At 35.6% G+C, this 14,197-nt stretch carries 14 protein-coding genes; 1 reads left to right on the top strand and 13 read right to left on the bottom strand.

Annotated elements, in window-relative coordinates:
* Nucleotides 1–134 precede the first annotated feature (134 nt).
* The 6 genes from DHU68_RS01840 to DHU68_RS01860 all read right to left on the bottom strand — a co-directional run bounded on the left by DHU68_RS01840 (nt 135) and on the right by DHU68_RS01860 (nt 4,975).
* Entirely contained in the window at nt 135–1,124 is a 990-nt protein-coding gene (locus tag DHU68_RS01840) for a hypothetical protein (RefSeq protein WP_108821257.1), read from the bottom strand.
* A gap of 134 nt (nt 1,125–1,258) precedes the next feature.
* Complete coding sequence (gene trxA / locus DHU68_RS01845; protein ID WP_108821258.1) at nt 1,259–1,729, bottom strand: thioredoxin; 471 nt, start codon at nt 1,727–1,729, stop codon at nt 1,259–1,261.
* Between the two features lie 13 nt (nt 1,730–1,742).
* A complete protein-coding gene (locus tag DHU68_RS14115; RefSeq protein WP_160111040.1) occupies nt 1,743–1,907 on the bottom strand; it encodes a hypothetical protein in 165 nt (54 codons plus the stop codon).
* Complete coding sequence (locus DHU68_RS01850) at nt 1,888–2,112, bottom strand: DUF6132 family protein (RefSeq protein ID WP_108821259.1); 225 nt, start codon at nt 2,110–2,112, stop codon at nt 1,888–1,890. The genes DHU68_RS14115 and DHU68_RS01850 overlap by 20 nt, the downstream gene beginning before the upstream one ends.
* 8 nt (nt 2,113–2,120) lie before the next feature.
* The gene (locus tag DHU68_RS01855; RefSeq protein WP_108821260.1) at nt 2,121–4,568 is read right to left on the bottom strand and encodes an FAD-dependent oxidoreductase; all 2,448 of its coding nucleotides are present in this window, start codon (nt 4,566–4,568) and stop codon (nt 2,121–2,123) included.
* Nucleotides 4,569–4,615: 47 nt separating this feature from the next.
* Nucleotides 4,616–4,975, bottom strand: coding sequence for a MarR family winged helix-turn-helix transcriptional regulator (locus tag DHU68_RS01860; RefSeq protein ID WP_108821261.1), 360 nt, complete (start codon nt 4,973–4,975; stop codon nt 4,616–4,618).
* Between the two features lie 253 nt (nt 4,976–5,228).
* Here DHU68_RS01860 and fsa point away from each other — a divergent pair, with 253 nt between their 5' ends.
* A complete protein-coding gene (fsa, locus tag DHU68_RS01865; protein WP_108821262.1) occupies nt 5,229–5,885 on the top strand; it encodes a fructose-6-phosphate aldolase in 657 nt (218 codons plus the stop codon).
* Nucleotides 5,886–5,952: 67 nt separating this feature from the next.
* Here the strand turns inward: fsa and DHU68_RS01870 are convergent, their stop codons facing one another.
* The 7 genes from DHU68_RS01870 to DHU68_RS01900 are packed head-to-tail and all read right to left on the bottom strand — an operon-like array spanning nt 5,953 to nt 14,196.
* Nucleotides 5,953–6,732 (bottom strand): radical SAM protein, encoded by a 780-nt coding sequence (locus tag DHU68_RS01870; protein ID WP_108821263.1) that lies wholly within the window; start codon nt 6,730–6,732, stop codon nt 5,953–5,955.
* 31 nt (nt 6,733–6,763) lie between these two features.
* Nucleotides 6,764–7,207: a YqaA family protein gene (locus DHU68_RS01875; RefSeq protein ID WP_108821264.1), complete on the bottom strand. Its 444-nt coding sequence runs from the start codon at nt 7,205–7,207 to the stop codon at nt 6,764–6,766.
* Nucleotides 7,200–7,421: a hypothetical protein gene (locus DHU68_RS01880; protein WP_108821265.1), complete on the bottom strand. Its 222-nt coding sequence runs from the start codon at nt 7,419–7,421 to the stop codon at nt 7,200–7,202. The genes DHU68_RS01875 and DHU68_RS01880 overlap by 8 nt, the downstream gene beginning before the upstream one ends.
* Nucleotides 7,421–9,121 (bottom strand): hypothetical protein, encoded by a 1,701-nt coding sequence (locus DHU68_RS01885; protein ID WP_160111041.1) that lies wholly within the window; start codon nt 9,119–9,121, stop codon nt 7,421–7,423. Before DHU68_RS01885 ends, DHU68_RS01880 begins: the two co-directional genes overlap by 1 nt.
* Nucleotides 9,118–10,815, bottom strand: coding sequence for a 6-pyruvoyl-tetrahydropterin synthase-related protein (locus DHU68_RS01890; RefSeq protein WP_108821267.1), 1,698 nt, complete (start codon nt 10,813–10,815; stop codon nt 9,118–9,120). The genes DHU68_RS01885 and DHU68_RS01890 overlap by 4 nt, the downstream gene beginning before the upstream one ends.
* A complete protein-coding gene (locus DHU68_RS01895) occupies nt 10,812–12,509 on the bottom strand; it encodes a hypothetical protein (RefSeq protein WP_255412411.1) in 1,698 nt (565 codons plus the stop codon). Before DHU68_RS01895 ends, DHU68_RS01890 begins: the two co-directional genes overlap by 4 nt.
* Nucleotides 12,481–14,196 carry a hypothetical protein gene (locus DHU68_RS01900; protein WP_160111042.1) on the bottom strand — a complete coding sequence of 572 codons (1,716 nt, stop codon included), beginning with the start codon at nt 14,194–14,196 and terminating at the stop codon, nt 12,481–12,483. Before DHU68_RS01900 ends, DHU68_RS01895 begins: the two co-directional genes overlap by 29 nt.
* Nucleotide 14,197: the final 1 nt, after the last annotated feature.

Consider the following 14,197-nt stretch of genomic DNA (forward strand, 5'->3'; position numbering starts at 1 on the left):
TAACTTCTTCTGTATAGATTTACTTAATTTACCATCCTCTATACTAAACCAATAATTATCCCATTCAATCTTTTCATTATTTATTATTCTTTTTAACTTTTCAACACCCTCATAGTCTTCTTCCAGAGCAATTCCTAAAACAAGTACATCTTCTCTATTTTTATTTTTTCATAAAGTTCCTTCAATTCACGGATAGATACTATGGATGGGCCACTCCAACTACCCCAAAAATTTATAAATACATATTTTCTTTTTATCTTATCATTTATTTTTATTTTTTCATCAGTATCTAAATCTCGGGAATAAACTATAGGCATATATGAGTCAACTCGACTGCTATCTACGAAAATAGCTATTTGTTCTAATGTTATATCAGGGTAGCTTACCTCTGATAAAACGAGCACTTTATCAAGAATATTAATTGTATCACCTCTAGATAAATATCTAGAATCTTCTTCTCCATTCTTATCTTTAAAGCGAATTCGAAAATTTGTCTTATCATTAAGTTTTCTATCATAAAGATTTGATGAGACATTGCTATTTATTTCTACAGCTATAGCATCAATTTGTGCACTTGCTCCCATATAGTCTACCAACCCTATAACAACCTGTAAATCGTCATCTTGCGATATATCATTTTTAATTTGAAAATAATTGTAAGGATCTATAGCAATATGCCCAACTCCATTATTTATATGATCATATATTACTTTTAGTTGTACAAATTTGTCTTTTTTATCCTCTCTTGATAAAGGCACATCAGTAATAGGGAATATAAATAATTCATCGTCTGAAAAATCATGATTATCATTCGCATCTACGATAACATACTTCTCTTTTTTCTTTTCATTTACTCCTACAAATAAGTATATCTGGTTGGGAATAGAATCGGAATAAACAAATTTATCCTTTTTAAAGTAATTGATTGCTGATAAATCACATTTTATCTCTGGTATATTCTTAAGAAAAGAATGATCTTGAGCCACGTAAAGTTTCACAATATTTCCTGGAACATCAGTATAGAATGACTCTTCTAAGGTTATTTTATAAGAAGAATATACTTTCTTTTCGGAGCATGCTATAAATAATAAGATTAGCAATAGGGGTAATAATTTTTTGCTCATAATTGGATAGATTTAAGTCTTTTGTATTTCTTCAAATTATCTTAAAGTTAATGAAATATCTTACACGTCAATATAAAAACAAAAAAAGGCACTGGTATTACCCAATGCCCTCTATCCAACTATTTATTTGTCGCTTAATCCTCTTTCTTCAATAGCACTTTATTGATAGCCTCTTTCAATGTGGCTTTTGGCAATGCGCCTTGCGCCATCTGAGGTTGCTCTCCCATCGGTACAAAAAGCAAGCTGGGAATGCTTCTGATTCCGAACAGTGCTGCAAGCTCTTGCTGCTCTTCGGTGTTTATCTTGTAGATATAAATCTCACCATCGTACTCTGCTGCAAGCTCTTCCAATACGGGAGCAATCGCTTTACAAGGCCCGCACCAGTCTGCATAAAAATCGATCAATGCAGGTTTATCGCCCAGATAGTTAAATTCCTGAGGATTTGCCTCGTAGTTTGCTACTTTTTCAAGAAAATCTATTTTATTTAATTCTATTGTTTTCACTTTAACCTCCTTTTTAGTTGTTTTTGTATTATCGCTCTTTGTTTGCCCTGTGCAAGCAATTGCCAGCCCTGCCATAAGCAATATAAACAGTAGTTTCTTCATTGAGAATTTTAAATTATTGTTTAATTGTTTCTTCTATTTCTTTTTGTTGAGAATCTGTTGTGTCTATCTGGCAATAACCGGTGATACAGCAGGACGTAGAAAAGAACATCAATAGTAATGCAAATACCATGCCTTTAAGCAGGATTGGCAGACTATACTTATTCTTCCGTTTTCTCATCTTTTCTCTGTTTCTTGAACATGCCGAACAGCAGGCTACCCATAAGCGCTCCATATATCATCGTATTGGTAGGAGAAGCCGTAATGGGGCAGGTTCCACTTTCGCAACCAACGTAGGACCAGTATAAGTAACCTCCTACCGCACCAACAAGGGCTCCGACCAGATATGTCCAATTGCGCTTAAATATAGAGACTATTTTTTCCATACTACTTATTATATGAATAAATTAACGTTTGCATTCTCAGCTCTGTCTAGATATGCTGCTACCCCGCCGATAGTGATTCCGTCCATCAATTCTTCTTTTTTGATGCCCATTACGTCCATCGACATAGAGCAGGCAATGAATTCTACACCGTTGTCTTTCGCTTGTTGCATCAGGCTTTCGAGACTATCGATATTTTTACTTTTCATAATAGAGCGCATCATTTTGCCACCCATTCCACCCATGTTCATTTTAGAAAGACCTAACTTCTTGCTACTGGATGGAAGCATCATGCCAAACATCTTGCCCATAAAATCTTTTTCGACCGCCGGCTTTTTCACTTTCTTAATAACATTTAGTCCCCAGAAAGTAAAGAAGATACTCACTTTCTTACCCGAAGCTGCTGCCCCATTGGCAATAACAAACGAAGCCAAAGCTCTGTCGAGGTCGTCACTGAATACAACCAGAGTTTTATTATCACCACCATTCACAGCTTTATTTCCTTGTTCCACAGCTTGTTTTTCTACTGTAGCGGTAATAACACCGCCTGCATTGTTCATATCAACGACTTTCGCACCAACCATCCGTGCCCATCCGTTCAAATCTTCGCCAAAAGCCTGATCCGTTACTTTAATTTCGAGTCTGTCTCCTGATTCGATCTGATCGTAATTTTTCTTCAGTTGCATAATCGGACCCGGACATTGCAAGCCGCAAGCGTCTATTTGAATTGTTTTCATATTGCTCCAATCTTTAACAGTGCCATCATCTTCTATTTGCATGGCACATGATGTTGTTGTAATGGTTGAGTTATCTTCTATCGCGCAAGAATATGTTTTATAGCCTCCCGACAGATTATATACATTGGTATATCCGTGTTGCATCAGGATGCGAGATGCTGTATAACCTCTCAATCCGACTGCACAATAAACAATAATCTTCTTGTCTTGTGGAATTTCTGCCAATCGGCTTCTTATTTCATCTACCGGAATATTTACAGAACCTGCGATGTGACCAAATTCATGTTCTTCGGCAGTACGCACATCTACGACGAATATTTCAGCCTCGTTCTGATCTTTCAATTCATTCCATTGTATAACGTTCACTTTCTTTTTCATAATGTTATCTGCTACAAATCCGGCTATATTTACAGGGTCTTTTGCTGACGAATAAGGTGGTGCATAAGCATGTTCTATTTCTTGTAAATCGTAAATTGTTCCTCCATTTTTTATTACCTGAGCAAACATTTCCATTCGCTTGTCCACCCCATCGAAACCTACTACCTGAGCGCCCAACAGTTTACCATCGGCTGGAGAAAAGTTTATCTTGATGGATAGCGGTAATGAGTTTGGATAATATCCGGCATGTGAGCTGCCGTGTGTATATGATTCTATATAAGGGATCTTTTCTCTGTCCAACAATTTGGATGAAGCTCCAGCAGCGGCAACTGTCAGGTCGAAAACCTTTGCAATGGATGTTCCTATTGAGCCGGCATATTTATATTTATTACCCTCTACAATATTATCTGCCACGATACGTGCTTGCTTGTTTGCAGGACCTGCGAGAGGAATCAGGCTATACTTGCCCGTTACAGGGTTCATTACCTCAGCAGCATCGCCCAGTGCATATACATCTTTATCCGAAGTCTGCATATAATCATCGATCTTGATACCACCCAACGAGCCTAACTCAAGACCTGCTGCCTTAGCCAACTTAACATCGGGGCGAACACCAATACTAAGGATAACCATATCAGCTGTCAAAGGTTGACTGTTCTCTAATTGCACCTCTATTTCTGAACCTTTCGACTCGAAACCGGTAACACCTTCTCCCAGATACAAGTTTACTCCCTTTTGACGTAACTGATGATGAACGATAGAAGCCATCCCATAATCGATAGGAGCCATCACCTGATTCATCTTTTCCACCACACTTACCTTCACTCCGGCTTCGTGTAGGTTTTCGACCATTTCGAGACCTATAAAACCACCTCCGATAACAACAGCTGTCTTTGGTTTATGCTGATCGATATAGCTCTTTATCTTATCCATATCGGGAACATTTCTCAGCGAGAAGATTCGTTGGTCATCTATCCCTTTCAGTGGCGGACGAATAGGTTCAGCTCCCGTAGATACAACCAATTTATCATACGATTCGGTATATGTTTCGTCCGAAGATGAATTACGCACTGTCACTTCCTTCTTCTCCAGATTAATGGCTGTTACCTCCGAGTTTACACGAATATCTATGTTAAAGCGATTGACAAAGCCCTCTACCGTTTGAACAAACAATCGGTCGCGCTCGCTGATTGTTCCCCCGATATGGTATGGAAGTCCACAGTTAGCATACGAAACATATTCTCCACGCTCGAACAAAATGATCTGAGCATTTTCATCGGCTCTCCTAAGCCTGGCTGCTGTGGTTGCTCCTCCTGCAACACCCCCTATTATTAATACTTTCATTTTATATTGTAAATATTTGTTATTAGCAATTTATTGAGTAAAATTTTTTATTCTATGAATTTAGCTATTTGAGATGTCAGCTCCGAGAAATCAATTCCTGCGGCTTGCATTTCTTCTGTTTTCGCTTTTCCTAAGTCTGTCAGCGTAAAGATCATCTTGCGTTTGTCCGTAGCTCCCATCTCGCGTACTATATAACCTTTTTCCTCAACTGTATTGATAATACGAGATACACGCGAATTAGATAGTCCTACAAAGTCACATAGCTCGTTCGCAGCCTTAGAACTTCCGTCTTTCAGGCAGCACAGAAGCATTCCTTCGTTAATAGTAATGCCGTTCTTTTCGGCAAAGCTTTTCTCGAAATTATAGAGTGCTTTATATAAGTCTTTCAGTTTACAAATTGGTTCCATCTAAAAATATTTTCTATTAGCAAATATTTTACAAAGCTAGAATAATTATTTCGTACTAGCAACTATTTTGTTGTTAAAATAATAAAACACCCCGTTTGACCTGTAAAAAACCTTGAACAGAGCCATACAAGTAACTATTAAACTACTATAAAACATGCAAACAATTTGTCTCACCCCGTTGTTTTTATCATAATATATTCGGATATTAGAGGATAGTAAAAACACATGTTAACGCATTAAAATAGAGAACATCATGAAATTTTTTATTGACACAGCTAATCTGGATCAGATACGCGAAGCGAACGATCTGGGAGTTTTGGATGGAGTAACTACAAACCCTTCGTTAATGGCCAAAGAAGGCATCAAAGGAGTAGAGAATCAACGAAAACACTACCTCGACATTTGCAATATCGTAGATGGCGATGTGAGTGCCGAAGTAATTGCTACTGACTACGAGGGCATGATAAGGGAAGGAGAGGAGCTTGCAGCACTTCACCCAAACATTGTAGTCAAAGTCCCTTGCATCGAGGAAGGCATCAAGGCAATAAAATATTTCAGCAAAAAAGGTATCCGCACCAATTGTACACTCGTATTCTCAGTAGGTCAAGCGCTATTGGCTGCTAAAGCGGGAGCAACATACGTTTCACCTTTTGTGGGCCGCCTAGATGATATATCGAGTGACGGGATTGACCTGGTAAGCAAGATTGTAGACATGTACACTACCTATGCAATGGATACACAGGTACTGGCAGCATCAATACGCTCTACTCAGCATATCATACAGTGTATAGAAGTTGGAGCCGATGTGGCTACATGCCCTCTGCCTGCTATCAAAGGGTTATTGAAACATCCTCTTACTGATAGTGGATTAGCTACATTCCTCGCTGATTACAAGAAAGTGAATGGATAAAACCGACTCATCATAAACACAAAAGGAGCAGAATGCTTATTCTGCTCCTTTTATTATATCTTCATTTTTATCCTGATATACTTACTTTTATTCCCAATTGTTCAACCCTCTCCCCTATCCTCTTCAGGTCTTCTAATGGAACTTTATCCAGATTCTTTTCAGGGGTTTCTCTATCTATGGTATAAATCATCACCTCTTTGGGGCTCGTTGCTTTCACAGCCTCTAACCAAGCCGAAATTTCCTCTTCTGTCGTATTATCCACTATCCTTCCATTGTGGCTGCCTCTCACAAACATCGTTTGCATAATGAACTCTCCATCGAACTGTTTGAAAAGCTCAACTTGCTTTTCGATAGTATAGCTTGGAGCATTAGGTCGATCAATCAAACGAACAGTATCCAAAATAGCAGAGTCTAACTTTAAGATGTTATTATCAACTTTTTTTAGAGCTTCGAATACACTCTCTTTTGATATATGCATGGCATTGGATAGCACACTTATTTTTGCATTCGGGAAATACTTATCCCTGAGTTCTATTGTATCATCAATGATCCCTGCAAACTCCGGGTGCATCGTTGGTTCACCATTGCCTGCAAAAGTAATAACATCGATAGATGCCTCCTCTTGCTGCAGGCGGATAAGCTTATCTTCAAGAGCCGCTTTTACATTGTCTCTGTCAGGTAGCTTAGTCTTTGTTCTGAAATCATCATTATAGCCACATTCGCAATAAATACAATCAAATGAGCAAAGCTTCCCGTCATAAGGGAGAAGATTCATTCCTAAAGATGTACCTAAACGACGACTGTGGATGGGTCCAAAAACAATTTCGTGAAATAATATTGTAGACATAATTTTTCTCCTCTTTTGGTATCTTCCTTCTCTAAAAAATCCAATTTACTCCATACATAATCAGTACATAGCGAGCAAACTTTCCCAAGAACATACTTACATTGACTATGTAGACATTAGCCCGCATAAAGCCAAGAGCCAAAGCAATGACATCACCTACAACTGGTAAGAAACTAAAAAAAGCCATGAAAGCTCCTTTCCCTTCGAGCCAATGCTGTACTTTATCAATTTTCCCTTTATCTACTTTCAGGTATTTTTCAATCCACTCCACCTTTCCAAGCCTGCCTAGTAGATAGTTCGTCATCCCTCCAAGCCAGTTACCCACCGAAGCGATAATAATACAACCCCATGCATTCATCCCTAAAGCAATGAGACCTGCAAATACTACTTCTGAACCAAAAGGAAGTATGGTAGCTGCCAGAAAGGAAGCTAGAAAAAGACCAATATAACCATACTCAACAAATCCGTCAAGCATTGTTCATCTTGTAGATATAATAGATAGCTATAGCAATTCCCGCAACGCAAAGAATAATACCTATTTTCTTTACCCACGACTCAGCCTTCACACCTTCTTCATCGTATTTAGCCTTCCACATCAACGATCTTGGACTGAAGATCATTACCAGACCAAAAATTAACATGAATATGGGTTTAACAAAATCTATAGCTGTTATAGCAAGTATTGTCATTAGTGAATACTTTTAAATTGTTTATTTCTTCTTCTCTGATTAACTATATAAAAACATAACACAAATATACTGATAATAGTTATGAAGAAACTTATTTTTTGAATCGTTGTTCCTTTATAAAATACTTTAACTTCTCCCGATTTATCAATAGGAAGTTGCATTAGTCCATATTCACTTTGAGTATAAGCAATATTTTCATCATTTAATGTTGCACTATAGCCTTTATAATAGAATAGAGGAAGTTCTAGTGAGTCGGATGATGAAGTAGCTACATTTAGCATTAGAACACCTTTTTCCCTTTTATAATCAATAATTTCTGAAACACCCATAAGACTTCTGATACTATCACCTCTTTCGAGAACAAAATATGCAGAAGAAGCCTTTTCTGGAACATATTCTGCCCCATTTAAATAAAAGAAGTTCCCTGGAGTTGGCTTTTCATTAGATTCGCCAATATAGGTTGTATGCATATATTTATATTGATCATTATGCATGCATATAGTTAGCCCAATTAATACAATAAAAACAGAGAATACTATTATTCTAGATCTCTGTTTCTTAAAAAGGACAAATAGGTAATAAGCTACTGCAACAGAGAAAAAGAATGTTATAAATAAAAAGAGCCTTGTAGGATACTGAATGAAAGACAACAAGGTAAAAGGAAATCTACCCCATGGGAAAATACTCGAAGTAGCTATTAGATAACCTATGCCAATAATCACCCCCAAGTCTATACTTTTTAGCTTAGATGATTTCTCTTTTATAAAGAAACGTAACAGTATACCTATGCTAAGTATAACTCCATAGCTTTTTATCATTATATGTTTCGGATAGAAAAACCCCGAGATAATACTCCAAAGCCAATATTCTAAAGGTTGTTTTGTACGTGATGGTAAAGCCCAATCATTATCTTCGTAACGGAAAGCATTGGATTGTATCTGCTCAAATAAAGGGAAAATATAGGTTGATGTTATAGCTATTGTCACGACTCCAGCTATAACAAGGTAATAGAAGCGTTTAGGCTCGCTTAATAAAGTTCTTGAATAAATTAATAAGATAATTACCACTGTTATAAAAGCAAGAACTGTAGAGATTACATGTGAGAATATAAGTAGACTAAACCCTATTGCGATAATATACCACTTCTTATAATCTCCTTTGATAATATGATACAAGCCAAGGAAAACTATAGGAAGAAAAGTAAAAGCAAAGACTTCTCCCAATGCCCCGCGATTATAAATATCAAACAATCGATAAACGGAGAATGTATATAACAAAGATGACAAGGAGGCTACAAAGGGACTATCGTATATTTTCCTCACTGCAACATACATAAAGATGCCACAAAGGATAGTCATTACAAATAACATTACCTCGAAAGCAGAAGGTGCATCGATAAGAAGTCCCAACAGTGCAAATGGAATAAAAATTATATCAGAATAAAAGATTTTACTCAAATAACCATATCCTAAAGCTGCCTCATAATCTATGTAAATAGGGAATGAGCCTTCTTTAATGGCTGTAATAAGAGCTTCGAAACGCTTTAGATGAAAATAATAATCATAACCCGGATAGTTGCAGCTTGGACCATAAACTAACACCATAAAAAGAGACAACAAGGCTAAAACTAAAAAGAATAACAGAAACTGAACTTTCTTATTAGTTAATAGAAGGAGTTGAATCTTGTCCAATATCATCATACACTTATTCTATCTTTTCTTTTGGAATATATAATATATACAATCAATCCTAGAATACTCAACAGAGTAATATACCAACTAATTTTCTGAATAATAGTTCCGGCATAATATACTTCAATATCCGTAGATTTAGTTACTTCAACTTGTACTAAGCCATGATCACTCTCCTCAACAAGAAATTCTTCTTTAGCTTTATTTACTGCTTTATAACCTTTGTAATAGAGGTAGGGTAATTCTACTTTCTCCAGAGCTTCTGTTTTTATATTGAATGAAATTAATCCTTTATTCTTAGAGAAATTACTAATCTCTGTATTAGGGTATGTCGTATTAACTTCATCTCCTCTCTCATTTATAAATTCTAAAGAAGGTACTTTCACAGGTATATATTCAGCCATACCGAGTAAGTATTGATTTTCGATTGAAGGTATCCCATTAAAGTAATAATAGGGAGCTTGCCTTTTTACAATACTTTGCCAATTCTTATAATTACTGTCTGACCTGACCATCATCAAGGTAGTAGCAATAACAATTGCACTTACAGCAATAAAAGAAACTTTCTTTGTTTTTATTAATACAGATAAGTAATATGCTCCTGCAATGGCAAAGAAGAATACCACAAATTCATATAAGCGCCAAGGGAATTGAACAAAATCTAAAGGCAGTCTCCCCCAAGGGAAATAAGATGAAACCATAAATAAAAAGATGAGTCCCAGAACAAGACACAAATCAGCAATCTTCCTCAGAACAGTTTTCTCTTTTACGAAAAAGCGCAAAAGTATAAGTAAGATTAAAAGAGGACCTGTACCGCTGACACTATGCATATAAAAAGGATCCTCTGGATATAGAAAGCCGTTCAACATTCCCCAAAACATTTGTATCGGATATTGCTTCATTTGCCCAGGAACATTTTCGTTTGTAGAATAATAGAATGTATTGGATAACATTTGTTCAAACATTGGGAGCAGATAACTTGCAGTAACAAGGACAGTTACTCCTGCAGCCAATAAAAGATACTGTATCCGTTTAGGTTCTTTAAATAAAAGCTTGCAACATATCAAAAGTAAGAATACAGTTGCGATGAAAGTAAGAAAAGAGGACAATAGATGAGTATATATGATCAAACTATAACCTATTGACAGGATATACCATTTTTTATAATCTCCTGCTATAATATGGTACAATCCGAGGAAAATAATAGGAAGGAATGCAAAGGATATTGATTCGCCTAAAGCAGCTCTATTATACCAATCAAATAGATGGTATGGAGAAAAGGTGTAGACAATAGCACTGACAAATGCGGCAAAAAAGTTTTTAAAAATAGTATTTACGACTAAATACATAAACAATCCACAAAGAACAGAATATGTAAACATCATTATATTATAAGCTACTATAGGCTCTATAACCGTTCCTATTATAGCAAAAGGGAGTATTGTCAAGTCCGGATAAAAAGCTTTCGTGAAATATCCATATCCTTCTAATGTTCCATAGTCAATATAAATTGGATAAGTACCCTCTTTGATCGCTTCTATCAATACATTGAATCTAATTAAATGAAAATGAAAATCATGCCCTAAATATTTGGATAACGGACCACACCATAGTATCATGAATAACGACAGAAAAATTAATGTCGCTAAGAAAACCCAAAATTCCTTTTTTATAGTAGTTTTTTCAGAAGATAAGGTTATCATGCCTTTAAGCTATTTATCTTATTATTCCTTTTATTAATGAAAATGTATACACACAAAGCCAAAAGACTTAACAGAGAGATGAGCCAGCTAATTTTCTGTACCAATGTTCCTCCATAGTATACGTTGATTTTATCTGATTTTGCTGTCTCAATTTGTACCAAACCATTCTCACTTTCTGATACAGGAAGATATTCCCCTGAAGAAGTCTTTGCCTGATAACCTTTATAGTAAACAAGAGGTAATTCTAAAGTAGTCATATCATCTACTCTCACATCAAATTGTGTTATACCTTTTGCTTTTGTCAAATTTTCCACAGTTATATCTGCACGATCGGTAATGACAACATCTCCTCGTTCTTCTATAAATTCCAATGAAGGAAGCTTATCCGGAAAATATTCCAACCCTCCTAAATGATATCTATTAGCAAGGACAGGAGCTACATAAAGTGATTGAAAACTTCTTGACTCTTTATATAATGTACTATCACTCGATAGCATGACAATTAATAATAACACAATACTAGAAACTCCTATTAACTGTCTCTTATTCGTTTTTAATAGCAATGCTACAAAATATCCACCTGCTACTGCAAAGAAGAAACTAGAGAATTCATAGAGTCTCCATGGGAGCTGAATAAAATTCAATAATTTGAAAGGGAAATAACCCCATGGAAAAAATGTTGATACTGCAAAAACGTATACAAAGCCTACGATAAGAAGAGTATCTACAAGTTTTAGTTCTTTGTTTTTTTCATAGATGAAAAGGCGTAAGAAAATAAACATTGTCAATAAAACCCCTATACCTGGAACAAAGATTTGTTTAGTATGAACAATACCGGTAAACATGCCCCATATGATCCAGTGCAATTCTTTTGCTCCGGCTTCTACTGGTTCGGTAATATTTCTGGTTTTATAATAAAAAGAGTTAGATAGCATCTGTTCCAACATCGGGTATAGATAGTAAGCTGTAATAAGTAAAGTTACAAATCCCGCAAGGAATAGATAGCCTATTCGCTGTGGCTCTTGCCTCAATCGTTTATTATAAATGAGTAGAAATACCAAGATTGTAAGAAACATTAAGACAGAGGAAATAACATGCGTAAAAATCATTAATCCAAAACCGATGGACAATATATACCACTTCTTGTAATCACCTCTTATTATATGATATAAACCTAGAAAAACCAATGGAACAAAAGTAAAGGAGATCACTTCTCCTAATGCCGCACGAAAATATAGATCTAACAGTCTGTAGAAGCAAAAAGTATATAATAAAGCACTTATTAAAGCAGCAATATGATTTTGAAGAATATAATTTACCGTCTTATACGTAAATATACCGCATAGAACAGTAATCGCAAATATCAGTGTCTGATAAGCAACCAAAACAGAAGTAAAACAACCTATGATAGCAAAAGGAATAAGAATTACATCCGAATAAAAAGCTTTTGTAAAATAGCCATATCCATTGGCAGAAGCATAATCTATATAGCTAGGATAAAAATTTCCATCTGTAAGCGCAGTCATCAATGCTTGTATGCGTACAAAGTGGAAATGTAAATCATGTCCCGGATATAAAGGAGAATATAAATACATCATAATGGATGTAAGTAATAGAAGTATAGCAAAGAATACCCAGAAATGATTCTTTTTATTTATAGCTACTCTATTTATTATTCTGTCTATAGAATCCATATTTTCTATTTCTATTTAGTATCACGAATATAATCAGAAGAATTGCCCCCGATAGAGAGACATAGAAACTTACGTCTTGTATCGTCGTGCTTTTGTAAATTGCATTAATATTTCCCGATTCCACAACATAAATTTCAATCAGTCCATCATTACTTTCATGTATAGGAATATCAATTCCGCGCAAAGTTACATTATATCCTTTATAAAATAGCAACGGAAGAACTAAAGTATCAGGTTTATTAATACTTACATCAAATGATGTCTGATTATAACCTCTATCTATATCCGATATCTTAGTATCTTCGTTTAGGAAGGTAACAACCTCTCCTCTTGTATATGCATATTCCATCATCGGATATTTTGAAGGAAAATACTCCCCTCCTATCGTATGATACCTATTATACATCGTTGGCTTTTCAGGAGACTCACCTGTATCAGTCAATGTTGTTTTCTGAGGATATAATTCCTTAAAATTCTCGCTATGAATATAAGTCGTCCCCATTATCACTAAAACTAAGATAGCAGAAACAAGAAAACGCTGCTTTTCTTTAACAAAAAGCACAGAAAGATAATAAGCACCTGCAATAGCAAAAAAGAAACTCACAAACTCATAAAGTCTCCAAGGATATTGTATAAAAGACAATAAGTTAAAAGGGAATCGTCCCCAAGGAAAAATACGGGAAGTGATAAGTATAAAGCAAATGCCTATAATAACTCCTATATCTACCATTCTCAACAAGCCAGACTGTTCCTTTTTTACAAAAAAACGGACTAAGAGCACTAATACTAAAACAATACCAACACCAGTCCACATATGAGTGTCAGGGTAGGCTATACCGCTCACCAGCCCCCAAAGAATAAGATCAAAGCCAACTTTACCATAGCCGGCTCCCCCCCCTGGATTGCGAGAATCCAGATAAAATGAATTATGACTTATTTGTTCTACAAGAGGCAAAATGTAGTAAGATGTCAACAACAAAGTAACAACACCTGCAAGGAATAAATAAGTGATTCGTTTAGGTTCACTGATAAAAGATTTATAATTAATTGCTAACAATATCAACAATGTTACAAACATCAGTACCGATGCTATAACATGCGAATAGATAAGCGAAGTATAACCTATTGCAAGGATATACCATTTCCGATAATCTCCTTTTATAACATAATAAAGTCCAAGAAATACAATAGGAAGAAAAGAGAAAGATAAAGCCTCGGCCAAAGCTCCTCTGTGATATATGTCATAAAGACGATATACAGCAAATGTATAAAGAATAGCACCTAAAAATGCAGCATACCGACTATTGAAAATAACCTTAATCGTGTGATACATAAACATACCACACAACACAGTCATTACAAAAATCATTGTATCATAAGCAAAATAGGTACTCGTAAAAAGTCCTATAAAAGCAAAAGGTAATAGAATAAGGTCTGGATAAAATGGTTTTACGAGATAACCATATCCATCCACATTGCTATAATCAATATAAGAGATATAGTCTCCATGCTTTAAAGCATCAATCAGGACATCTAACCGTCGGTAATGAAAAAAGAAATCAAACCCGGAGTACGAGGCAGATAAACCATTACAGAACATCATAAACAAAGTAAGAAAAACCAACACCAGCATAAATACCCAGTATTGATTTCCATATCTTGAAATAATGCTATTCTCCAAATTCATT

This window comes from Dysgonomonas sp. Marseille-P4361 (assembly GCF_900343125.1).
GTDB lineage: Bacteria > Bacteroidota > Bacteroidia > Bacteroidales > Dysgonomonadaceae > Dysgonomonas.

Coding starts and splice junctions, on each gene's coding strand:
- DHU68_RS01840 (WP_108821257.1), bottom strand. CDS start 1,124: ATGAGCAAAAAATTATTACCCCTATTGCTAATCTTATTATTTATAGCA.
- DHU68_RS01855 (WP_108821260.1), bottom strand. CDS start 4,568: ATGAAAGTATTAATAATAGGGGGTGTTGCAGGAGGAGCAACCACAGCA.
- DHU68_RS01870 (WP_108821263.1), bottom strand. CDS start 6,732: ATGTCTACAATATTATTTCACGAAATTGTTTTTGGACCCATCCACAGT.
- DHU68_RS01880 (WP_108821265.1), bottom strand. CDS start 7,421: ATGACAATACTTGCTATAACAGCTATAGATTTTGTTAAACCCATATTC.
- trxA (WP_108821258.1), bottom strand. CDS start 1,729: ATGAAGAAACTACTGTTTATATTGCTTATGGCAGGGCTGGCAATTGCT.
- DHU68_RS01890 (WP_108821267.1), bottom strand. CDS start 10,815: ATGATAACCTTATCTTCTGAAAAAACTACTATAAAAAAGGAATTTTGG.
- DHU68_RS01885 (WP_160111041.1), bottom strand. CDS start 9,121: ATGATGATATTGGACAAGATTCAACTCCTTCTATTAACTAATAAGAAA.
- DHU68_RS01900 (WP_160111042.1), bottom strand. CDS start 14,196: ATGAATTTGGAGAATAGCATTATTTCAAGATATGGAAATCAATACTGG.
- DHU68_RS01895 (WP_255412411.1), bottom strand. CDS start 12,509: ATGGATTCTATAGACAGAATAATAAATAGAGTAGCTATAAATAAAAAG.
- DHU68_RS01850 (WP_108821259.1), bottom strand. CDS start 2,112: ATGGAAAAAATAGTCTCTATATTTAAGCGCAATTGGACATATCTGGTC.
- DHU68_RS01875 (WP_108821264.1), bottom strand. CDS start 7,207: ATGCTTGACGGATTTGTTGAGTATGGTTATATTGGTCTTTTTCTAGCT.
- fsa (WP_108821262.1), top strand. CDS start 5,229: ATGAAATTTTTTATTGACACAGCTAATCTGGATCAGATACGCGAAGCG.
- DHU68_RS01860 (WP_108821261.1), bottom strand. CDS start 4,975: ATGGAACCAATTTGTAAACTGAAAGACTTATATAAAGCACTCTATAAT.
- DHU68_RS14115 (WP_160111040.1), bottom strand. CDS start 1,907: ATGAGAAAACGGAAGAATAAGTATAGTCTGCCAATCCTGCTTAAAGGC.